Annotated in this window: 19 protein-coding genes and 1 tRNA gene; 12 read left to right on the forward strand and 8 right to left on the reverse strand. The window is 71.9% G+C overall.

What is annotated here, in order from left to right; translation table 11 throughout:
• The first annotated feature begins 15 nt into the window (after window positions 1-15).
• On the forward strand, window positions 16-2,841 hold the full coding sequence (gene topA, locus HDG69_RS02650) for a type I DNA topoisomerase (protein ID WP_171782217.1): 2,826 nt from the start codon (window positions 16-18) through the stop codon (window positions 2,839-2,841).
• An 82-nt stretch (window positions 2,842-2,923) separates the two neighbouring features.
• Here the strand turns inward: topA and HDG69_RS02655 are convergent, their stop codons facing one another.
• On the reverse strand, window positions 2,924-3,220 hold the full coding sequence (locus tag HDG69_RS02655) for a hypothetical protein (protein ID WP_171782218.1): 297 nt from the start codon (window positions 3,218-3,220) through the stop codon (window positions 2,924-2,926).
• Window positions 3,221-3,281: 61 nt separating this feature from the next.
• Between HDG69_RS02655 and HDG69_RS02660 the strand changes: the two genes are divergently transcribed.
• Both HDG69_RS02660 and HDG69_RS02665 read left to right on the forward strand, forming a co-directional pair.
• Window positions 3,282-3,749 (forward strand): MarR family winged helix-turn-helix transcriptional regulator, encoded by a 468-nt coding sequence (locus HDG69_RS02660; RefSeq protein ID WP_171782219.1) that lies wholly within the window; start codon window positions 3,282-3,284, stop codon window positions 3,747-3,749.
• Window positions 3,746-4,816 (forward strand): Gfo/Idh/MocA family protein, encoded by a 1,071-nt coding sequence (locus HDG69_RS02665; protein ID WP_171782220.1) that lies wholly within the window; start codon window positions 3,746-3,748, stop codon window positions 4,814-4,816. The genes HDG69_RS02660 and HDG69_RS02665 overlap by 4 nt, the downstream gene beginning before the upstream one ends.
• Window positions 4,817-4,850: 34 nt before the next feature.
• Here HDG69_RS02665 and HDG69_RS02670 read toward each other — a convergent pair whose 3' ends face one another.
• Window positions 4,851-5,249: a pyridoxamine 5'-phosphate oxidase family protein gene (locus tag HDG69_RS02670; RefSeq protein ID WP_171782221.1), complete on the reverse strand. Its 399-nt coding sequence runs from the start codon at window positions 5,247-5,249 to the stop codon at window positions 4,851-4,853.
• Between the two features lie 104 nt (window positions 5,250-5,353).
• On the opposite strand from HDG69_RS02670, the gene tmk reads away from it, so the two are divergent.
• From tmk to HDG69_RS02695, 5 genes are all read left to right on the forward strand, one after another.
• The gene (tmk, locus tag HDG69_RS02675) at window positions 5,354-6,022 is read left to right on the forward strand and encodes a dTMP kinase (protein WP_343036222.1); all 669 of its coding nucleotides are present in this window, start codon (window positions 5,354-5,356) and stop codon (window positions 6,020-6,022) included.
• Window positions 6,019-7,167: a DNA polymerase III subunit delta' gene (locus HDG69_RS02680; RefSeq protein ID WP_171782222.1), complete on the forward strand. Its 1,149-nt coding sequence runs from the start codon at window positions 6,019-6,021 to the stop codon at window positions 7,165-7,167. Before tmk ends, HDG69_RS02680 begins: the two co-directional genes overlap by 4 nt.
• 101 nt (window positions 7,168-7,268) lie before the next feature.
• Entirely contained in the window at window positions 7,269-8,978 is a 1,710-nt protein-coding gene (locus tag HDG69_RS02685; protein ID WP_246255960.1) for an enoyl-CoA hydratase-related protein, read from the forward strand.
• A gap of 41 nt (window positions 8,979-9,019) precedes the next feature.
• Window positions 9,020-10,570: an alpha/beta hydrolase gene (locus HDG69_RS02690; protein WP_343036223.1), complete on the forward strand. Its 1,551-nt coding sequence runs from the start codon at window positions 9,020-9,022 to the stop codon at window positions 10,568-10,570.
• A gap of 143 nt (window positions 10,571-10,713) precedes the next feature.
• Window positions 10,714-10,786 (forward strand) — tRNA-Thr (locus tag HDG69_RS02695).
• Between the two features lie 335 nt (window positions 10,787-11,121).
• Here HDG69_RS02695 and HDG69_RS02700 read toward each other — a convergent pair.
• On the reverse strand, window positions 11,122-11,964 hold the full coding sequence (locus tag HDG69_RS02700; RefSeq protein ID WP_171782224.1) for a hypothetical protein: 843 nt from the start codon (window positions 11,962-11,964) through the stop codon (window positions 11,122-11,124).
• A gap of 240 nt (window positions 11,965-12,204) precedes the next feature.
• Here HDG69_RS02700 and HDG69_RS02705 point away from each other — a divergent pair, with 240 nt between their 5' ends.
• Window positions 12,205-12,957 (forward strand): hypothetical protein, encoded by a 753-nt coding sequence (locus HDG69_RS02705; protein ID WP_171782225.1) that lies wholly within the window; start codon window positions 12,205-12,207, stop codon window positions 12,955-12,957.
• Between the two features lie 45 nt (window positions 12,958-13,002).
• Here the strand turns inward: HDG69_RS02705 and HDG69_RS02710 are convergent, their stop codons facing one another.
• Window positions 13,003-13,368: a DUF8129 domain-containing protein gene (locus HDG69_RS02710; RefSeq protein ID WP_171782226.1), complete on the reverse strand. Its 366-nt coding sequence runs from the start codon at window positions 13,366-13,368 to the stop codon at window positions 13,003-13,005.
• Between the two features lie 119 nt (window positions 13,369-13,487).
• On the opposite strand from HDG69_RS02710, the gene def reads away from it, so the two are divergent.
• Window positions 13,488-14,174, forward strand: coding sequence for a peptide deformylase (gene def / locus HDG69_RS02715; protein ID WP_171782227.1), 687 nt, complete (start codon window positions 13,488-13,490; stop codon window positions 14,172-14,174).
• 15 nt (window positions 14,175-14,189) lie between these two features.
• Here the strand turns inward: def and HDG69_RS18640 are convergent, their stop codons facing one another.
• Together HDG69_RS18640 and HDG69_RS02725 are read right to left on the reverse strand one after the other, a co-directional pair.
• Window positions 14,190-15,032 carry a hypothetical protein gene (locus tag HDG69_RS18640; protein WP_216645138.1) on the reverse strand — a complete coding sequence of 281 codons (843 nt, stop codon included), beginning with the start codon at window positions 15,030-15,032 and terminating at the stop codon, window positions 14,190-14,192.
• An 89-nt stretch (window positions 15,033-15,121) separates the two neighbouring features.
• A complete protein-coding gene (locus HDG69_RS02725) occupies window positions 15,122-15,706 on the reverse strand; it encodes an alpha/beta hydrolase family protein (RefSeq protein WP_171782228.1) in 585 nt (194 codons plus the stop codon).
• A 68-nt stretch (window positions 15,707-15,774) separates the two neighbouring features.
• Between HDG69_RS02725 and HDG69_RS02730 the strand changes: the two genes are divergently transcribed.
• Together HDG69_RS02730 and HDG69_RS02735 are read left to right on the forward strand one after the other, a co-directional pair.
• Window positions 15,775-16,809 carry a glycoside hydrolase family 43 protein gene (locus HDG69_RS02730; RefSeq protein ID WP_171782229.1) on the forward strand — a complete coding sequence of 345 codons (1,035 nt, stop codon included), beginning with the start codon at window positions 15,775-15,777 and terminating at the stop codon, window positions 16,807-16,809.
• Between the two features lie 133 nt (window positions 16,810-16,942).
• Window positions 16,943-18,301, forward strand: a complete 1,359-nt coding sequence (locus tag HDG69_RS02735) for an oligosaccharide MFS transporter (protein WP_171782230.1) — start codon at window positions 16,943-16,945, stop codon at window positions 18,299-18,301.
• Here HDG69_RS02735 and HDG69_RS02740 read toward each other — a convergent pair.
• Window positions 18,282-19,163, reverse strand: coding sequence for a universal stress protein (locus tag HDG69_RS02740; RefSeq protein WP_171782231.1), 882 nt, complete (start codon window positions 19,161-19,163; stop codon window positions 18,282-18,284). The two genes, HDG69_RS02735 and HDG69_RS02740, sit on opposite strands and share 20 nt — an antisense overlap.
• 44 nt (window positions 19,164-19,207) lie before the next feature.
• Window positions 19,208-19,837 (reverse strand): hypothetical protein, encoded by a 630-nt coding sequence (locus HDG69_RS02745; RefSeq protein WP_171782232.1) that lies wholly within the window; start codon window positions 19,835-19,837, stop codon window positions 19,208-19,210.
• Between the last annotated feature and the right edge of the window lie 195 nt (window positions 19,838-20,032).

A 20,032-nucleotide genomic window follows, 5' to 3' on the forward strand; every position in this document is an offset into this window, starting at 1 on the left:
GGAAAGCAGGAACGGATGCCACAGGCCCGCAAGCTCGTGATCGTGGAGTCTCCCACCAAGGCTCGCAAGATCCAGGGCTACCTCGGCGACGAGTACGTCGTCGAGGCGAGCGTCGGCCACATCCGTGACCTGCCGCAGCCCTCGGACCTGCCGGCGGAGATGAAGAAGGGCCCCTACAAGAAGTTCGCCGTCGACGTCGACAACGGGTTCGACCCCTACTACGAGGTGTACGCGGACAAGAAGGCCAAGGTCCGCGAGCTGAAGGCTGCGCTGAAGGAGGCCGACGAGCTCTTCCTCGCCACGGATGAGGACCGCGAGGGCGAGGCGATCGCCTGGCACCTCATCGAGGCGCTGAAGCCCAAGGTGCCGGTGCACCGCATGGTCTTCCACGAGATCACCCGCGAGGCCATCGCCCGCGCCCTGCAGAACACCCGCGAGCTGGACTCGGACCTCGTCGACGCCCAGGAGACCCGGCGCATCCTCGACCGGCTCTACGGCTACGAGGTCTCCCCGGTGCTGTGGCGCAAGGTCCGCCAGGGCCTGTCGGCCGGGCGCGTGCAGTCGGTGGCGACGCGCCTCGTGGTCGAGCGTGAGCGCGACCGCATGGCGTTCGTCACCGCCGACTACTGGGACGTCACGGGATCGTTCGCCCCGCAGGACGGCGACGACGCCGGACAGCTCTTCCGCGCTCGCCTCACCGGTCTGGGTGGGGATCGCGTCGCCTCGGGCCGTGACTTCGACGACCGCGGGCGCCTCAAGGTGCGCACCGGCGTCGTGCACCTCGACGAGGCGGAGGCGCACGCCGTCGTCTCCGGGCTCGACGACGCGTCGTTCGCCGTCCGCTCGCTCGAGACCAAGCCGTACTCGCGCAAGCCGGCCGCCCCGTTCACGACGTCGACGCTGCAGCAGGAGGCGAGCCGCAAGCTGCGCATGGCCTCGCGCCAGACGATGCGCACCGCCCAGGCGCTGTACGAGAACGGCTACATCACGTACATGCGGACCGACTCGCCGGCGCTGTCGGCCGAGGCGACCGACGCCGCCCGCCGCCAGGCCGCCGAGCTGTACGGCCCCGAGTACGTGCCCGGTGCACCGCGGCTGTATGCCTCGAAGAACAAGGGCGCCCAGGAGGCGCACGAGGCGATCCGTCCCGCAGGTGACTCCTTCCGGACGCCGGCGCAGGTCGCCCGCGAGATCTCCGGTGACCAGTTCAAGCTCTACGAGCTCATCTGGAAGCGCACGGTCGCCTCGCAGATGGCCGACGCCAAGGGGTCGACGGCGTCCGTGCGGCTCGCCGCGACGCTCGGCTCGGGCGCGGGGGAGCGGGCCGGCAACGACGCGGTGTTCTCGGCGTCGGGCACGGTCATCACGTTCCGCGGCTTCCTCGCGGCGTACGAGGAGTCGCGCGACGTCGAGGACGCGGAGAGCGCCGGCGGCCCGGCGGCCGGCAGCGGCTCCGGTGCGGCCAAGGAGAACCGGCTGCCGCGCATGGCCGAGGGTGACGCCCTGGCGGGCACGGAGCTGGCGGCCGAGGGTCACTCCACCTCGCCGCCCGCCCGGTACACCGAGGCGTCGCTCGTCAAGGCGCTCGAGGAGCTCGGCATCGGCCGTCCCTCGACGTACGCGGCCACGATCTCCACGGTCCAGGACCGCGGCTACGTGCGGACCAAGGGTCAGGCCCTGGTTCCTACCTGGCTGGCGTTCGCCGTCGTGAAGCTGCTCGAGGAGCACTTCGGCCGTCTCATCGACTACGACTTCACCGCCGCGATGGAGGCGGATCTCGACGAGATCGCCGCGGGGGAGCGCGAGCGCGTGGCGTGGTTGACCCGCTTCTACTTCGGGGACGGCACCGAGGGTGCCGCAGCGGCCGGGGGTGCCGGGTCTGACGGTGGTGCCGCCGGGTGGGGCCTGCGCGACCTGGTGGCCGACCTGGGCGAGATCGACCCCGTGGCGATCAACTCGGTCGAGATCGGTGAGGGGATCCGGGTGCGGGTGGGCCGGTACGGGCCGTACCTCGAGGACCTGCGGGCCGAGCCGGACAAGGAGGGCAAGGCCCCGCGTGCCTCGGTCCCCGAGGACATCGCACCGGACGAGCTGACCGTGGCCAAGGCACGCGAGCTCCTCGCCGCCGGTGCCGAGGACGGCCGGGTGCTGGGCGTCGACCCGGGGTCGGGCAACGAGATCGTGGCGAAGAACGGCCGCTACGGTCCGTACGTCACCGAGGTGCTCGACCTGCCGGAGATCGACCCGGACCTGTCGGCCGCGGCGAAGAAGAAGGCGAAGGCCGCTCAGCCCAAGCCCCGCACGGGCTCGTTGCTGAAGTCGATGGCGCTGGAGTCGGTGACCCTCGAGGACGCGCTGAAGATCCTGTCGCTGCCGCGCGTGGTCGGCAAGGACCCGGAGTCCGGTGACGAGATCACCGCGCAGAACGGCCGCTACGGTCCGTACCTGAAGAAGGGCACGGACTCGCGCACCATCGCCTCCGAGGAGCAGCTCTTCACCATCACGCTGGACGAGGCGTTGAAGATCTACGCCGAGCCCAAGCGCCGGGGCCGGGCGGCGGCCGCACCGCCGCTGCGCGAGCTGGGCGACGACCCGACCAGCGGCAAGCCGATCGTCGTCAAGGACGGCCGGTTCGGCGCCTACGTGACCGACGGCGAGACGAACCGGACGCTGCCGAAGGACCTCACGCCGGAGTCGATCACGCCGGACCGCGCGATCGAGCTGCTGGCGGAGAAGCGGGCGCAGGGACCGAAGAAGCGCAAGGCGCCCGCGAAGAAGGCTCCTGCCAAGAAGCCGGCCGCGAAGAAGGCACCGGCGAAGAAGTCGACGTCCACGAAGTAGCAGCCGGTGCGTGCCGACCTGCGGGGGACGTCGGTGGATGCCCTCGCGGGCGAGTACGCCACGCTGCTCGGGACGGAAACGGTCATCGCTCCTGCTGATCAGGGGGCGGGTCCAGTGGTTCTGCGCGACGCGGGCTGAGACCCTGCTCGTCGTGCGTGGGCCGCTCGCCCTGGCGCTCGACGACGTACGAGTGCCCGTCCGGTCCCGTGACGCGCTCGAAGGTCTGGCGGAGCCGTGCCTCGCGTGCCTGGTCCTCTGCGCTCGGAGGGACGGCCGGGCCGCGTCGGATGTTGGCAGGGCCGAAGATCGGCAGGAAGCTCTCGGTGAACCGCATGCCCCAGGTGCGGTCATCGCCGGGTCGGCGTCTGAACAGTCCCATCGTCACTCCTTGGTGCGCCAATGATTGGTACACCAAGTGTATCCGGACCTACGCTGTCCCCATGAACCAGCCGCAGGACCCGCTCGCGCTCGAGGCGCAGGTCTGCTTCGCCCTGTCCGCCTCCGCGCGGGCGATGGTCGCGCTCTACCGGCCGATCCTCGAACCGCTGGGGATCACCCACCCGCAGTACCTCGTGCTCCTCGGGCTCTGGGAGGACGCCGGGGCGGGGCGGACGACGTCGGTCACCGGTCTGGCCGCCCGCCTCTACCTGGACCCGGGCACGCTGTCGCCGCTGCTCAAGCGGCTCGAGCAGCAAGGGCTCGTCGAGCGGCGGCGTGGCACCGCGGACGCCCGGGTCGTCGAGGTGCACCTCACCGAGGCGGGGGCCGCGTTGCGCGAGGAGGCGCTCCAGGTGCCCGGACGCGTGGTCGAGAGCAGCGGCCTGAGCCTCGACGAGCTGGAGCAGGTCAAGGCCGCCGCGGACGCCGTCGTCGCCGCTGCCCACGGTCCCGCTACCGTGGGCGCATGACCGACACCGCCGCCGTCGACCCGGCCGCCTATGCCGCCCGCCTGACCACCGCCGACCTCGACGGGACGGTCCCCGAGCTCCTGGACGCGCCCGCGATCCGCTGGGGGGTGCTCGGCGCGGGCAACATCGCCGCCTCGTTCTCCGACGGGGTGCGCGAGCGCACCGCCGCCCGCGTGACCGCCGTCGGCTCCCGGTCGGTGGACAAGGCCCAGGCGTTCGCCGACACGCACGCCCCCGGCGCCCGTGCCCACGGCAGCTACGAGGCGCTGGTGACCGACGACGAGGTCGATGCCGTCTACGTCGCCACCCCGCACTCGCACCACCTCGAGCACGCGCTGCTGGCGATCGAGGCCGGCAAGCACGTGCTCGTCGAGAAGCCGATCACCCGTTCCGTGTCCGAGTCGCGCACGCTGCTCGACGCCGCCGAGGCTGCCGGCGTGTTCTGCATGGAGGCCGTGTGGACGCGGTTCCTGCCGCACGTCGCGGCGATCCGCGGCGCGATCGCCCGTGGGGAGATCGGCGAGGTGCGCACCGTCATCGCGGAGTTCGACGTCGCGTTCGCGTTCGACCCCTCGCACCGGCTCTTCGCCCCGGAGCTCGCCGGCGGCGCGCTGCTCGACCTGGGCATCTACCCGATCACGTTCGCCCACGACCTCCTCGGGGCGCCGGACACCGTGCTGACGCACGGCACGCTGGCCGAGACGGGCGTCGACGACCACGTGAGCATGATCCTCGGGTACGACGGCGGCGCACAGGCGATCCTGCACACCTCCTCGGGGGCGTCGGGCGGGGCCGGGGCGCGCATCATCGGCACGCGTGGCCGCATCGAGATCCCGTCGTTCTTCTTCGGGCCCACGGCTTTCGAGGTGGTGCGCGACGACGGCCCCTCGTGGTCGTTCACGTCGCCCGAGGGGGAGGGCAAGGCCTACGAGGCCGCCGAGGTCGCCCGCTGCCTAGCCGCCGGGCGGACCCAGAGCGGGCGGATGCCGTGGTCCGACACCCTCGAGGTGATGGCGGTCCTCGACCAGGTGCGTGCCGAGCTCGGGGTCGTCTACCCGGGCGAGTGACGCGTTCGTCCCTGGACGGTCGGCGGGTCGGCCGTCAGCGCGTCAGCCGGCGTCCCGTGACGGTGGTCGGCGTGATGCGGACCCAGACGTCCTTGCCGTCGTCGAGGTAGGAGACCAGGCCGGTCGCCTCCGCGGCGGCCACGTCGGCATCGCGGTCGAGGATCTCGGCCGTGCCCTTGACCACCACGCTCGTGGCGACCTCGGGCGTCCACTCGTCGGCCTCGAAAGCGACCCGGGCGTTGACCGCGACCTCGACGAGCTTGCTGCCGGGGTGCGTCCGGAACACGACGTGCCGCTCGGCGACGGCGAAGGAGATCGGGAAGATGTCCGGCTCGCCGGCCACGGCGGTGGCGAGGCGCCCCACCGGCCGGTCGCCCAGGAACTCCCAGCACTCGTCGGCGGACAGTGTCGTCGTGGACGCCTTGTCGGTCATGTGCGTCTCCCCTCGGGCCGGTGGTGCACCCATCGTCCCACGGGGTGACGCACCGGGGCAGGTCCGGCGCTCGCGTGTGGGCGGCCGCGGCTAAGGTGGCGGCCGTGAGCACTGCACGGGGGTACTTCGTCTCGTTCGAGGGTGGCGACGGCGTCGGCAAGACGACGCACATCAGCCTGCTCGGTGACTGGTTGGGCGAGGTCACCGGCCGCGAGGTCGTGCTGACCCGTGAGCCGGGCGGCACCGAGCTGGGGTCGACCCTGCGGCAGGCGGTCCTGCACGGCGAGGACCTCGACCCGCGCACCGAGGCGCTCCTGTACGCCGCCGACCGCGCGCACCACGTCGCCACGGTGGTGCGGCCGGCCCTGGCCCGGGGTGCCGTGGTCGTCACCGACCGCTACCTGGACTCGTCGGTCGCGTACCAGGCCGGTGGGCGGGAGCTGGCCGAGCAGGAGATCGAGGACCTGTCCCGGTGGGCCACGGGGAGCCTGCTCCCCGACGTCACGGTGCTGCTCGACCTCGACCCCGTCGAGGCCGCCGGACGGCTCGGGGGCCCGCCCGACCGCCTGGAGCGCGCCGGCAGCGACTTCCACCGCCGGACCCGGGAGGCGTTCCTGCGGCGGGCCGCGGCGGACCCGGACCGCTGGATCGTCATGGACGCCTCCGCACCCCGTGAGGACGTGCAGGCCCAGATCCGGGTCGACGTCGCAGCGCGCCTGGGTCTCACGCCGGCGGTCCCGGCGCACCACCCGGCCGAGAGGGAGTCACCGTGAGCGTGTGGGACGACGTCGTCGGGCAGCCGGAGGCCGTGCGCGTCCTGCAGGCCGCGGCCACCGACCCGGCCGCCATGACGCACGCCTGGCTCGTGACCGGACCGCCCGGGTCCGGGCGGTCCGTCGCGGCCCGGGCGTTCGCCGCCGCGCTGCAGTGCGCGGCCACGGACGAGGTCCCCGGCTGCGGGCGCTGCCAGGCCTGCACCACCACGCTGGCCGGGACGCACCCGGACCTCACCGTCGTGGCCACGGAGAAGGTGGTCATCACCATCGACGAGGTCCGCGACCTCATCACGAAGGCCTCTCGGTCCCCGTCCGGGGGCCGGTACCGGGTCATCGTCATCGAGGACGCCGACCGGATGGCCGAACGCACCACCAACGTGCTCCTCAAGTCGATCGAGGAACCGCCCCCGCACACGGTGTGGGTCCTGTGCGCCCCGAGCATCCAGGACGTGCTGCCCACCATCCGCTCCCGCTGCCGTGCGGTCGTCCTCCGGGTGCCGCCCGCCCAGGACGTCGCGGACCTGCTCGTCCGCCGTGACGGCGTCGAGCCCGGGCTCGCCCTCGACGCGGCGCGGGCAGCGCAGTCGCACGTCGGCCTCGCCCGTCGTCTCGCCCGCGACCCCGAGGCGCGCGAACGCCGCAGCGCCGTCCTCGAGGTCGCCCGGAGGATCCGCGGCGTGCCGGACGCCGTGCTCGCCGCGGCGGAGCTCGTGGACGTCGCCAAGGCGGAGGCGGCGGCCGCCACGGTCGAACGGGACGCGACCGAGAAGGCCGAGCTGCTGCGGGCCCTCGGTGTCGGCGACGGGGACACGCTGCCGCCCAAGCTGCGCTCGCAGCTCAAGCAGCTCGAGGACGACCAGAAGCGACGCGCCACCCGGCGCCAGCGGGACGTGCTCGACCGCGCGATGGTCGACCTGCTCTCGCTCTACCGGGACGTCCTGGTGGTCCAGCTCGGCGCCGAGGTGGAGCTGGTCAACACCGCGCACGCCGATGTCGTGAGGTCGTTGGCCCGCGACGCCACGCCCGAGCAGACCGTGCGCCGGATGGACGCGATCGGCCAGGCGCGCGAGCGGCTCGAGGGCAACGTCGCGCCGCTGCTGGCGCTCGAGGCGATGACCGTGGCGCTGCGTCCGCAGGGCTGAGCCGCGCCCCGATCAGAGCCCGATGTCAAGAGGGGCCTTGCGTTTTCACCCGCTTTGCTCTGTGATCGTCCGTGGCGTTCCATCCGGGCACGCCACCGACGATGAGGATGATGATGCGGATCCTGCTGCTGGTCTCGGCGTTCAACGGTCTGACACAGCGCGCCTGGTGCGCGCTCACCGACGCCGGTCACGACGTCGGCGTGGAGATCGCGCCGGCGTTCGACACCCCGGAGGCGCTGACCGCGGCCGTGGCGGAGGCGGACCCGGACCTCATCCTGTGCCCGTTCCTCAAGCACCGGGTGCCCGAGGAGGTCTGGGGCCGCTGGACCACGGTCGTCGTCCACCCCGGACCGGTCGGTGACCGCGGGCCCTCCTCGCTGGACCACGCCATCCTGACCCGTCAGGAGCGATGGGGGGTCACCGCCCTGTCCACCGTGGAGGAGATGGACGCCGGGCCGGTGTGGGCGACGTCGACGTTCCCCCTGCCGGACGTCCCGGTGGCCAAGAGCGCGCTCTACAACGGTCCGGTGGCCGACGCCGCGATGGCCTGCGTCACCGAGGTGGTGCGGATGGTCGCCGCCGGCGAGGAGCCGGTGCCGGCCGACGACCTGCCCCGCGACGTCCCGGGGACGGGCGAGCTGCCGCTGCTGCGCCGGCCCGCGTTCGCGGTCGACTGGTCGCTGCCCGTCGAGGAGCTGGCGCGCCGGGTCGCGGCCGCCGACGGCGCCCCGGGGGCACCGGCCGAGATCGCCGGCGAGCGGTACTGCCTCTTCGACGCGGTCGCGACGCCGGAGGTGCTGGACCCGCAGGCCGCACCGGGCGCCGTCGTCGGCCGCGACGTCGACGCGGTCGCGCTCGCTGCCACCGACGGCACCCTCTGGGTCGGCTACGCGGCCACGCTCGGCGAGCGGCGCGGCACCAAGCTGCCCGCCCGCAGCGTGCTGGACCCGCACACGGCATCGCCACGACACGACGCACCCGGCGAGCTGGCCGAGTGCCGCTACGAGCGCGACGGCGACGTCGGCATCCTGACGTTCCGCTCCTACAACGGGGCGATGCACACCGAGCAGTGCCGGCGCCTCACCGCCGCGGTGCAGGCCGCCCGCCTGGACGACACCGCCGTGCTCGTGCTGCGTGGCACCGACAGCCTGTTCTCCAACGGCATCCACCTCGGTGTCATCGACGCCGCGCAGAACCCGGCCACCGAGGCCTGGGCGAACATCCAGGCCATCGACGACCTGTGCGAGGCCATCGCCACGGCGGACCAGCTCACCGTGGCGGCCTTCACCGCCAGCGCCGGAGCCGGCGGCGTCATGACCGCCCTGTGCGCCGACGTCGTGCTCTCCCGCGACGGGGTGGTGCTCAACCCCTACTACGACATGGGGATCTACGGATCCGAGCTGCACACCTGGTCCGTCGAGGCGCGTGTCGGGCAGGAGGTGGCGGACCAGCTCCTCACGGGCTGCCTGCCCGTCTCGGCGCCCCGGGCCGCCGACCTCGGACTGATCGACGGCGTCGGCCCCCGCGACGCGGGCGAGTTCGACGCCTGGCTCGCCCAGCGGGCGGCCGAGCTCGTGAGGCCGACCGAGCGGGCGACGGCGGAGCAGGCGGCACGACGCCGGGCCCCCGCGCGGCCGCTGTCCTACCACCGCACCATCGAGCTGGCGGAGATGGCCCGCGACCTCTTCGACGACCGGCACGGCTTCGCAGCCCGCCGGCGCGGCTTCCTGCGCAAGACGGCGGCGGCCGAGACGCCCGCACGGCTGCGCTTCACGACGAGGTCGACGGCGGCGCTCGCGGAGGTTCGGTGAACGGCGGCAGGATGCCTGGCCCGGCCGGTAGGTTGGGCTCCGTGATCTCCGCCCGCCGCCGCTCGTCCGTCGTCCGCTCCCCCGTCCTGGCGGCGTCGCTCGCCGTCCTCCTCGTGGCCACCGGGTGCACGGCGGGCGCCCCGGGCAAGGACCAGTCGCCTGCCGGGGAGGGGACGGCACCGGTGGATGCCGGAGCCCCCGAGGGCTTCGAGTCGTTCTACGGCCAGGACGTCGTGTGGACCGAGTGCCGGTCCGACTTCGAGTGCGCCACCGTCGCGGCACCGCTGTCCTGGAGCGACCCCGACGCCGGGGAGATCGAGCTCGAGCTCATGCGGACCCGCGCGACCGGGGACAAGATCGGCTCGCTCCTGGTGAACCCGGGGGGTCCGGGCGGGTCCGGGATCAGCTACCTCGAGGCGGCCGCCGGAAGCCTCGGGGAGCGCGTGCGCGAGTCGTACGACGTCGTGGGTTTCGACCCGCGGGGTGTGCGCAGCTCGACCGAGGTGGCCTGCTACGACGACGCCGCGAAGGACGAGTACCTCAGCGAGGACGCCGACCTGTCGACCGACGAGGGCCTGGAGGCGGCCGGCGAGTCGAGCGCCGCGTGGGCCGAGGCCTGCGCCGAGAACACCGGCGAGCTGCTCGGCAACGTCGACACCCAGAGCGCGGCCAAGGACATGGACATGCTCCGTGCCGCGCTCGGTGACGACGAGCTGCACTACCTCGGCTTCTCCTACGGCACCAGCCTGGGGGCCACCTACGCCGGGCTCTTCCCCGACCGTGCGGGGCGACTGGTGCTGGACGGCGCCATCGACCCCCGGATCGACTCGGCCGAGATGTCTGCCGGGCAGGCGGTCGGGTTCGAGAACGCGCTGCGGGCCTACGTGGGCGACTGTCAGGCCGGGCCCGACTGCCCGTTGTCGGGGTCGGTGGACGACGGGATGCAGCAGGTGCGCACCGTGCTCGACCAGGCGTACGACCGCCCGTACCCCACCGACGGCGACCGGGTCGTGACCCAGACCCTGGCGTTCTACGGGATCGCCGTCACGCTCTACGACGAGCAGAGCTGGTCGCTGCTCAGCCAGGCGCTGGACGAGGCCATCAACAGCGGGACGGGGTCCACGTTGCTGTTCCTCGCCGACTTCTACAACGACCGGAACGCCGACGGGTCCTTCGCCACGAACTCCACCGAGGCCTTCACCGCGATCAACTGCCTGGACTACCGCAGCTCCGACGACGTCGACGTGATGCGGGAGGAGGCTGCCGCGATCGAGGAGCAGGCGCCGACCATGGGGTCGTTCTTCGGCTACGGCGGCCTGACGTGCGCCGCCTGGCCCTACCCGCTGGCGGAGCGCGAGTACGACCTGGCCGCGCCCGGTGCGGCGCCCATCGTCGTCATCGGCACCACCAACGACCCGGCCACGCCGTACGTGTGGTCCGAGGGCATGGCCGAGGCGCTCGACTCCGGCGTGCTGGTGACCTACGAGGGCGAGGGGCACACCGCTTACGGCCGCTCGAACGACTGCATCATGGACGCCGTGGACGACTTCCTCGTCGACGGGACCGTGCCCGAGGACGGCCTCACCTGCTGACCTGAGGCGCGGGGGACCGGCCGTGCGCCGCTGTGATCGACGCGACGGCGCCGGGCCCGGGATCCTTTTGGAGTCCGGGCCCGCGGTCGGGTACTGTGGGCGCGCCCGCTGATCGAGGTCCTGCCTCGGTCGCGCTCGGGCACGCCGCCTTAGCTCAGTCGGTAGAGCGGTTCACTCGTAATGAACAGGTCGTCGGTTCGATTCCGACAGGCGGCTCACCAGGCGTCAGGCCCGGAACCTCAACGGTTCCGGGCCTTCGCATTTCCCTCCCGGGTTGGCGCCGCGTGAGGTTCAATCCGGCCAAGTGTCCGGCCAACTCGCGTCAGCCTCGATCTGGCGCTGCGCCTCGCCAGCAAGCGAGTCACGCACGAGCACGCCGTCACGCTGGCGCACGTTGGCACGATTCTGACGAACCGAGACCTGCCCGCGATCCAAGCCAGCCCGGAGCGGTTGTGGAGGATCGAACGAGTCAGGCTCGAGGAGCAGATCGAGCAGGAGTGCGCCGCCACGAGGGCCGCCGTTGAGAGCCGTGACAGGGCGCCCGGCCGCGGCTACGGCGTCACGAACCACACCTCATCTTCAGAGGTCGGATCGTCTTCAAGCACCTGAGCATCTATCGCCAGTGCAGCACTGACATCCCGTGCGACTTCCGGGGAGGATGCCATAGTCACTGAGAGGCGGTTGACCATCTCGTCCGCGCCGCCCGTCAGGGCGAACGCTCGCTCGAGAATGGCTCGAACCTGCTCATGGTCCGGGCGGCGGGTGACGGCGCCTTCGAGGGTGCGCCGCTGGTATGCCGCACGCTCGGCACGAAGCCTTGCTTCCTCAACGGTGGCGTTCGCTTCGGCTACGCGCGCTTCGTTCTCGGCACGTCGGGCTTCATGCTCCGACCGGTTCGCCCACCACCAGCGCCCGGGATCGACGATCGCCCGCATCATCGCGCGCAAGGTTTCGGCAAGTGGGCCGCTCTCCAACTTGATCGAGATGGCGCTTCCGTAGTGGATCGTCCGCACTGCTAGTACGTTCTGGGCCGCTGCGGCGACCAGCCAGCTGACCGGGATTGCGCGAGGAGCGGCGTTCGCCTCCTGCAGAAGCAAGGAGAGTCGAGCCTCGTCCAACCCGGATGCGGCACCGTACTCAAGTGCCGCCCGCTCGCGGCTGGCCAACCTGGACGCGACAACATCCAGCTCGGGCGAGGTGCCTAGTGGCAGTTGTCCAGATCCGGTTCGGCGGTCGGATTCTGGCCACTGGATTCCATAGAGGCCGACCTCAGAGGCGAGTACAAGCTGCCCGGCGGCCAGCACAGCTGCAGTGTTCACCAGGGCGGTTGGGATGTAGGTTGCCGCGGCGGCCGAGAGCCCCGCGGGTGCAGGCACTTCGACCGTGAAGCTCATGCTCGGAATGCTAGGGAGGTGCCCCATGACGGCGGTAGTGCTTCTACGGGTGAACTCGCGGTTCGTGCTGCTTCCGCCCGAGTGAGGCTTCCCGAAGTCGAACCCGGTTCAGCCAGGTGGGATGGCGGTCCGGCCGCGCTCGTCGCCGTGCGGCCCATCATGCCCGCGCGGGCCTACCTGCTACGTCGGTGGCAGGTGAGATCCTCCGCCCGACAGGCCCACTAGGCGACAGGAGGACGGATGCTGGATGCGATGAGGTCGATCCCGGAGACGCTCAAGAACTGGAGCGAGAGTCGAGACTTGGTCTATGGCGTCGTAGCGAGCATCGCAGCATTTCTTGTAGTGATCGCGGTCACGACCGGCTCGCGCCCTACTGACTCACTCGCAGTGGTAGCCCACGGGTTCGGGTTGTCGTCGCTCTCTGAGTGGCTGACAGAAACCGCACCGCCGTTCGTCGCTGCGCGAGCCCCGGGCGTGCATGAGGTGTTGCTGGTCGCTACCTCCCTTCTGTTCACGTTCATGATTTTCGTGCCGTTGCTTCGTAACCTTCACGCGGACAGCAACGTATTCACCGAGTCGTGTCTTCGCCTCATTGGGTCGCCAGCGGCCGCGACGGTCTGGGTGTTGCTGGCCGTCGCCGCGCAGCACGGTGACATCACTCCCATGCTGGCCCGTTGGGCGCAGGCCAGCTTTGCGATCCTCCTGTCACTGATCGGGGGACTTTTCGCGGCAGGGATCCTTTACCTCCTCGCCCATAGGAGGGAGTCCGAAGTGGTGCGTGTGTTGAGGTGGCCAGCAGTGGTGATGTGGCGCGCTTGCTACGGCGGCCTGCTGGCGTTCCTAGCCGTCATGTTCGCGGCCATCGCCCTGCCGCTGTCATTTCTTGGGTGGTTCGCTGACCTCGAGTCAGATCACAGCCGCAAGGCCCGTGCTGCGAGAGCCAAGGAGCGAGCCGCACACGGATCCAGACCCACTGGGGCGAGCGCAACTTGACCGCTCCTGGCAGCGATGCCGCAGTGGCGGGTATGGACCACGTCGTCAGCCGCGCGGGTGCGAGCTCGTGCGCTGGTACCGCTCCGGCGGGGAGGGTTCGGCGGCGGTCTGCGGGGTCGCCTTGCCGCCTCGGCGGGTCCCGTCGGGCGCGGACCCGGCGTCGGGGTCGCCGCCCGAGGGCTCGGCGCCGGCACGCAGCTCTTCGAGGCGTTGCTCGAGGACGGTCAGGACGGGAACACGGCGGCCGTGCGCCCGTTCGTAGGCGATCACCTTCTCCAGCCCGTCGGCGTCGAGCTGGCGCACCCGGTGGGCGAGCGTCCCCACGGGGAGGTGGTCGTAGTCCGGCAGCGGCAGGTCGTCGCGGTCCGGCGCGGTGTTCTCGTGGGCCTGGTCATCGGTCCGGTGGGTCATCGTGTCCTCCCTCGCGCTGGCGGTGGTGGGCCCCACGACCGTAGGCACGCTGCGGGTCTTCACGCATCCGCGGTCCGTCCGGCCGCGGGGGCGTCTCGCGCGCCGGTACCCTCGTGGGCATGGCTTGGAGCTTCGGTCGGCGGCGTCCCACCACGTATCTGCTCGGTGAGGCGGTCGACCCGTACCCGGCCCAGGTGCCCGAGGGTCGCCGTGGCAGGGTGCAGCGGATCACCGAGATCGGGGAGCCGGTGCTGCACACGCCGGCCCGGAAGGTCGAGGAGTTGTCGACGCCGGAGCTGGCGCGGCTCGTGGAGGACCTGTTCACCACGATGGAGGTGGCGCAGGGAGTCGGGCTGGCCGCCCCGCAGATCGGTGTCGACCTGCGGGTCTTCGTCTACGACCTCACCGACGAGCGCGGCGACCGGCACGTGGGTCATGTCGTCAACCCGGAGCTCGAGATCGACACCAGCGCCGACCTGATCACCGAGGAGGAGGGCTGCCTGTCCGTCCCGGGGGCGTACGTGCCGCTGGCGCGTCGCGGCGCGGCGTCGGTCCGGGGGGTGGACCAGCACGGCGGCCCGGTCCAGCTCGAGGCCGTCGGGTTCCTGGCGCGATGCTTCGTGCACGAGGCGCAGCACCTGGACGGCACGCTCTACTGGGACCACCTGTCGGCGGCCGACCAGCAGGACGCGCTGCGTCAGCGCGACGAGGAACGTGCTGAGGTGCTGGCCTCGCGGCGGGAGATCGCGATCGAGCTGGGAAAGCGTCCCGCGGAGTACCCGGACCGTCCTGCCGGCGGTCGCTGAGGCGGTCGGGCCCGCCTACTCCGGTCCGCGACGCGTGCGCCAGACGACGATCCCGCCGGCGGTCAGGCCGACGACGGCCAGGCCGAGGCCGCTCGCGGCCCACAGCTCGCCGTCGGACACGCGGTCGCTCCGTGAGGCGGCGAGCTGCTCGTCGATCACCGGGAGATCGTTGCGGAAGCTGCGCCTGAGCGCCTCGAACTGCTCGGCGCGCATCGCCTCGGCCGCAGCGACGGCGGAGTGCGACGGTGAGGGCGTCGGGGACGGTGTCGGCGACGGGCTCGCGGTGGGGGTCGGCGTCGGTGACGGCGAAGGGCTCGGGTCCGGGCTCGCCGACGGTCCGGGGCTGGAGGCTGCCGCCTCCGGCTCGTCGGTCGGTTCCTCGGGCTCGTCGCTCGGCTCGGCGGAGGGCTCGGGTGTGGCGGCGGCCTTCGAGGGCCGCGCGCTGGGCGAGGTGCTGGGTTCCGCGCTGGGCGCCGCCGTCGTCGGGGCTGCGGCCGGCTCGGTGCAGCGTCGGTTCCCGGAGGACTCGTGCCACTCACCGACACCGGGCACGCGGACGTAGGTGACGCAGTACCCGTCCGGCATCTCGGCCGTTGCGCTGCTGAAGGCGACGTAGCCGCTGCTCCCACGGAGCGGCTCGGTCAGCCAGGCGTAGCGCCACCCCTCGGCGCTGCGGATCGAGTAGCCGACCTGCTGGTGCCGGCCCTCGCGCTCGACCTGCCGGCCGTCGAAGGACACGCCGTCGGTGGTGACGGTCAGGTCGTCGTCGGCGGTCGCCGGTGCCTGTGTCGCCGTGACCAGGATCGCCCCGAGGGCAGCGCCGAGCAGGGCACGGACCGCAACGTGGGCGACGCGCACGCGTGACCTTCCGACGCTGGGAGCCGGGGATCCGGCGGGGCGAACCACATCGTAGAGGACGGCTCGGCGGCGTCGGTCGCGGGTTCCGTTCAGAGGGAGGCGCACCAGTCGGCGACCGCGGCGGCGACGGCGGCGTCCTGGTTCCGCAGGTCATGAGCGCCCGGAAGCGTGATGGTCGTGACGGGTCCGGGGATGGCGGCGCTGTGCTCGGCGAGCTCGGCGGGACTGCCGAAGGGGTCCCGGTCGCCGGAGACGAACAGGACGGGGACGTCGAGGTCCCCGAAGTGCTCGACCCGCAGCTTCTCGGGCTTGCCGGGCGGGTGGAGGGGGTAGCTGAGGAGCACGAGCCCGGCAGCCGGAAGACCTTCGGCCACCGCCATGGAGCACATGCGCCCGCCGTAGGAACGGCCGCCGAGCAGGATCCGGTCGGTCCCGACGCCGAGGCGTGCGGCGAGCTGTTCCGCCTGGTCGCTCAGGTGGGGGATCGCCACCGCCGGCCGGTCCGGCATGCGTCGGCCGGCGAGCCGGTACGGGAAGTCGATGCGCTCGACGGTCAGCGCCGTCGTCGTGGAGACGTGGCCGGCGACGGCGCGCAGCGCGTGGTGGTCCCGGTCGGCCCCGGCACCGGGGGTGAGCAGGAGCCCGGCGGGTGCGGGGTGTGAGGGGGTGGGCATGGACCCAGTCTCGCGCAGGGGGTAACCTCTGATCTTCTACATCGTTGTACACGCAAACCGAGGACACCATGACGGACCAGGTCATCAGCAACCCGATCGTGCTCCAGCGCGCCGACCCTCACGTGCTGCGGCACGACGGGCAGTACTACTTCACCGGTTCGTACCCGGCGTACGACCGGGTGGTGCTGCGGCGCGCCGAACGCCTCGAGGACCTGCAAGCAGCCGAGGAGGTGACGATCTGGACCCGCCACGAGTCCGGCCCGCAGTCGCACCTCATCTGGGCGCCCGAGATCCACCGGGTCGACGACGCCTGGTACGTGTACTACGCCGCGGCCCCCGACGACCAGGGCCGGGCCGACGCCCCCAGTGCCAACGAGACGTTCAACCACCGCGTCTTCGTCCTGGAGTGCACCGCCGAGGACCCGCTGACCGGCGAGTGGGTCGACCGCGGCCAGGTCGACACCGGCTGGGAGAGCTTCGCGCTCGACGCGACGAGCTTCGTGCACGAGGGTCAGCAGTACCTGGTGTGGGCGCAGGAGGACCTCGAGGTCTACGGCCACTCGAACCTGTACATCGCCCGCATGGCGAACCCGTGGACGCTCGCCACGCCCGCCGTCGAGCTGACGCGACCCGAGTTCGACTGGGAGACCAAGGGGTTCTGGGTCAACGAGGGGCCGTCGGTGCTGATCCGGGACGGTCAGGTCTTCCTGACCTACTCGGGCGCGGCGACCGGCATCGACTATGCGATGGGCCTGCTCACGGCCGACGCCGGCGCCGACCTGCTGGACCCGACGTCCTGGACCAAGAGCGCCGACCCGGTGTTCGTGTCGGACCCGTCCGTCGGGCAGTACGGCCCGGGCCACAACTCGTTCACCCAGACCGACGACGGCGAGACGGTCCTCGTCTACCACGCGCGCACCTACACCGAGATCGTCGGTGACCCGCTGTGGGACCCGAACCGGCACGCCCGGGCCCAGGTGCTGCCCTTCGACGCGGACGGCGACCCGGTGTGGGGCACGCCGGTGCCGGACGCCCGCCCTGTCCCCGACTCCACCGAGGTGCTCGCCCCCGACGGCGGCAGCATGGCGTTTCTCACACGGTGACGTCGGTGCTGGTCAGAGTGCTGGGCTGAGGTTTGATGGGTGCCTGGGGCACCTATACATCGTTTACCGTGGCGGGGCACGGGCACCGTGAGGTCGTTGCCGCCCGTGCCCCAGCAGCCCGGAGGGAACGCCGATGACGGTCCAGCACGAACCCCACCACCCGCCCTCAGCGCCGACGGGCGCCGTGACGCCGCGCGCCCGCGACTCGCTGCGGAAGCCGGCCTTCTGGAACATCGGCGGGCTGTTCTTCTTCTACTTCGCCATCTGGCAGCTCGTCTTCACCTTCCTGGGCCCCTGGCTCGAGGACCAGGCGGGCATGACCAGCGGGAACATCGGCCTGCTCAACTCGGTCATGGCCCTGACGGCGCTGTGCCTGCAGCCGTTCTACGGGTTCATCCAGGACCGCCTCGGCTTCCGTAAGAATCTCTTCGCGTTCGTCGTGGTGGTCGGTGCCTTCATGGGACCGTTCTTCGCCTTCGTGTTCGTGCCGATCGTCGAGCTCAACCAGGTCCTCGGCGCGGTGGTCGGCGGCATCTACCTGTCCCTGGTGCTCAACTCCGGTGTCGGCGTCGTCGAGGCGTTCAACGAGCGCACCTCGCGCGCGAACCGGTTCGAGTACGGGCACGTACGGCTCTTCGGCTCCGTCGCCGGAGCCACGGCCTCGCTGGTCGGCGGCTTCATCTGGGCCGCGAACCCCGACAACGTGTGGTGGGTCGGCACCTTCTCCGCCGTCGTGCTGGGCGTCCTGCTCTTCGTCGTCCGGACGCCGAGGCCGGGGGAGAAGGGCAACGCCGCCGCCGGCGACGACGGAGCCTCGGCCGAGGACCGCACCGGCGACGAGGATCGCCCCCGGGTGACCAAGGAGACCGTCCTGCGGCTGTTCCGCGACCGCTCCTTCGTGGGGTTCATGGTGCTCATGTTCGGCACCGTCGCGCTGTACGACGTGTTCGACCAGCAGTACGCCATCTACTTCGGCAACCTGTTCGACGGAGTCGGCGACCCGCAGGTGTTCTTCTCGCGGGTGGTCTTCGTCCAGATCCTGCTCGAGGCGATCGTGATGGTGGCGATGCCGTTCGTGATCAACAAGATCGGCGCGAAGCGCGGCCTGCAGCTCTTCGCCGTCGTCCTGGTGGTCCGCGTCGTCGGCTCGGCGCTGTTCACCTCCACCGAGCTCCTCGTCGTGTGGCGCCTGCTCGCCGCCCTCGAGATGCCGCTCATGCTCGTCTCGGTGTGGAAGTACATCACCCGGATGTTCGACGTCCGGATCTCGGCGACCGCCTACATGATCGGGTTCAACACGGCCAAGCAGATCGGCATCGTCGTCTTCTCCTGGGTGTTCGGGCTCTCCTACGACGCGATCGGGTTCGGCAGCACGTACCTGATCATGGGTGTCGTCGTCGTGGCGGTCACCGCGGTCGCGAGCGTCCTCATGCGGGACGACCGTGGGCGCGTGGCACCCGGCGCGGGCGACCTCACGCGTGCAGCACCGTGACCGGGCACCCGGCGAAGTCCAGCACCTGACGGCTGGTCGACCCCAGCAGCAGGCGGTCGAAGCCACCCAGCCCGCGGGCGCCGACCACGAGCCGGTCGGCGCCCACCGAGGCCTCGATGAGAACCTTGGCGGCCTGCCCGTGCACCACGTGGCGACGGAGCCGGTCCGGCGCCAGGTCCACACCCGCCGCGGTGACCGCAGCGTCCAGGCACTCGCGGGCGAAGTGCTCGTAGTCGCTGATGGGGGGAGCCCAGCCCCAGGAACCGGGCAGCGGCGCCAGGGTGGTGATCTGCCAGGCGAAGACGGCCTCCAGCACGGCCCCGGTCCGGTCGGCGACCTCGGCCGCGTGCCGCAGCGCCGTCACCGACGGCGCGGACGTGTCCACCCCCACCACGACCCGCGGCGTGCCCGACGGCGGGGGCGCGGGGGCGTGCGACCCCCCTGCGGCGGGCTCGCCGCGGTCGTCCGTGCGGCGCACCACGGTCACCGGGACGCGCGCGTGCTCCACGACGGCCGCGGAGACCGATCCGAGGATCCGTCGCCCGATCCGGGCCCGCCGTCGTCGGCCGAGCACCAGCATCTGGGCCGTCGCGCTCGCCGCGAGCAGCGCCTCCGGCACCGGGCCGGGCAGCACGGCGTACTCGGCGTCGAACCGGTCGTGCCGCTCTCGTGCCCGGTCCAGGATGGCGGCGGTCTCCGCCCGGACCTCCTCCAGGACGCCCGTCAGATCCGCCTCGTCCACGGCCGGGGCGACCCGGACGATCGTCAGTGGGTGCCCGCCCGACGAGGCCTCCGCCACTGCCCAGTCCAGGGCCTCGTCGGCCTCCGTCGTCCCGTTGACGCCCACCACGATGCCTTCCATGGGGTCAGCGTAGGTCTGCCGGCGCACACCGGCAGGGCGGGCCGTCAGCGACGCCGGGGTGTGCCGAGCAGGGAGCGGATCGGGCGGGTGACGACGTCGACCCGCTCCACCAGGTCGGTCGGCCCGGACACGACCAGCCCTCGACCCTCGAGCGAGACGTGCACCGCCGTGAGGTCCCGGACCCGGACCCGGGTCGCCGGCCGTGCGGTGCCGTCCACGGTGAGCTCCGCCGTCTCCAGGGGAACGGCATCGACCTCGGTCACGATCGCGCGCATCGCGCTGCGGTAGTCCGCGAAGTCGTCGGCGAAGTCGGTCGTCCCGTGCGACGTCGACTCCCCGTCCGGCTCGACCGGTGCCGAGATGTCGGCGTGCAGCGGGGCGGCGAGCGCCCCGCTCGCCGCCGCGCGCACCACGTCCTCCACGGCGTCCGGCGCCACGGACGTGCGCAGCGTCTCCACCTCGAAGGACTCGCGGGCGAAGGTGCGGTACGACCGGACGAAACGGTCCGACGTCGGGTCGGCCTCGTCGTCGTACCCGGTGAGCGCCTCGTCCTCGAGATCGAGGCCCCAGGTCAGCGGGTCCACGACCTCGCCGACGACGCCGGAGAACCGCGCCAGGCGCACGTCCACCGCATCGGACCTGCCCTGCCCTGCCTCGTGCCCGACGTCGTCCATGGTGGACCTCCCCCGATCGCGCGACCCCTGCTGGTCCCACCATCTCCCTGCCCGGGCGCGATCGGCAACGGGGCGCGCCGTCACGCCCCTGGCGAACACGGGCATCTGGAGGGGGGTCGGGGTGTTCGGAGCGAATAGAGTCGTAGCGGTCAGGCTGTCGCCGTCGATCCGACGGGGTGCAGGGAAACGCCGCTC

Source organism: Isoptericola halotolerans (assembly GCF_013149785.1).
GTDB lineage: Bacteria > Actinomycetota > Actinomycetes > Actinomycetales > Cellulomonadaceae > Isoptericola > Isoptericola halotolerans.

Coding starts and splice junctions, on each gene's coding strand:
- HDG69_RS02705 (WP_171782225.1), top strand. CDS start 12,205: ATGCTGGATGCGATGAGGTCGATCCCGGAGACGCTCAAGAACTGGAGC.
- def (WP_171782227.1), top strand. CDS start 13,488: ATGGCTTGGAGCTTCGGTCGGCGGCGTCCCACCACGTATCTGCTCGGT.
- HDG69_RS02735 (WP_171782230.1), top strand. CDS start 16,943: ATGACGGTCCAGCACGAACCCCACCACCCGCCCTCAGCGCCGACGGGC.
- HDG69_RS02670 (WP_171782221.1), bottom strand. CDS start 5,249: ATGACCGACAAGGCGTCCACGACGACACTGTCCGCCGACGAGTGCTGG.
- HDG69_RS02655 (WP_171782218.1), bottom strand. CDS start 3,220: ATGGGACTGTTCAGACGCCGACCCGGCGATGACCGCACCTGGGGCATG.
- HDG69_RS02740 (WP_171782231.1), bottom strand. CDS start 19,163: ATGGAAGGCATCGTGGTGGGCGTCAACGGGACGACGGAGGCCGACGAG.
- HDG69_RS02660 (WP_171782219.1), top strand. CDS start 3,282: ATGAACCAGCCGCAGGACCCGCTCGCGCTCGAGGCGCAGGTCTGCTTC.
- HDG69_RS02725 (WP_171782228.1), bottom strand. CDS start 15,706: ATGCCCACCCCCTCACACCCCGCACCCGCCGGGCTCCTGCTCACCCCC.
- HDG69_RS02685 (WP_246255960.1), top strand. CDS start 7,269: ATGAGGATGATGATGCGGATCCTGCTGCTGGTCTCGGCGTTCAACGGT.
- HDG69_RS02710 (WP_171782226.1), bottom strand. CDS start 13,368: ATGACCCACCGGACCGATGACCAGGCCCACGAGAACACCGCGCCGGAC.
- topA (WP_171782217.1), top strand. CDS start 16: ATGCCACAGGCCCGCAAGCTCGTGATCGTGGAGTCTCCCACCAAGGCT.
- HDG69_RS02665 (WP_171782220.1), top strand. CDS start 3,746: ATGACCGACACCGCCGCCGTCGACCCGGCCGCCTATGCCGCCCGCCTG.
- HDG69_RS02700 (WP_171782224.1), bottom strand. CDS start 11,964: ATGAGCTTCACGGTCGAAGTGCCTGCACCCGCGGGGCTCTCGGCCGCC.
- HDG69_RS02730 (WP_171782229.1), top strand. CDS start 15,775: ATGACGGACCAGGTCATCAGCAACCCGATCGTGCTCCAGCGCGCCGAC.
- HDG69_RS02745 (WP_171782232.1), bottom strand. CDS start 19,837: ATGGACGACGTCGGGCACGAGGCAGGGCAGGGCAGGTCCGATGCGGTG.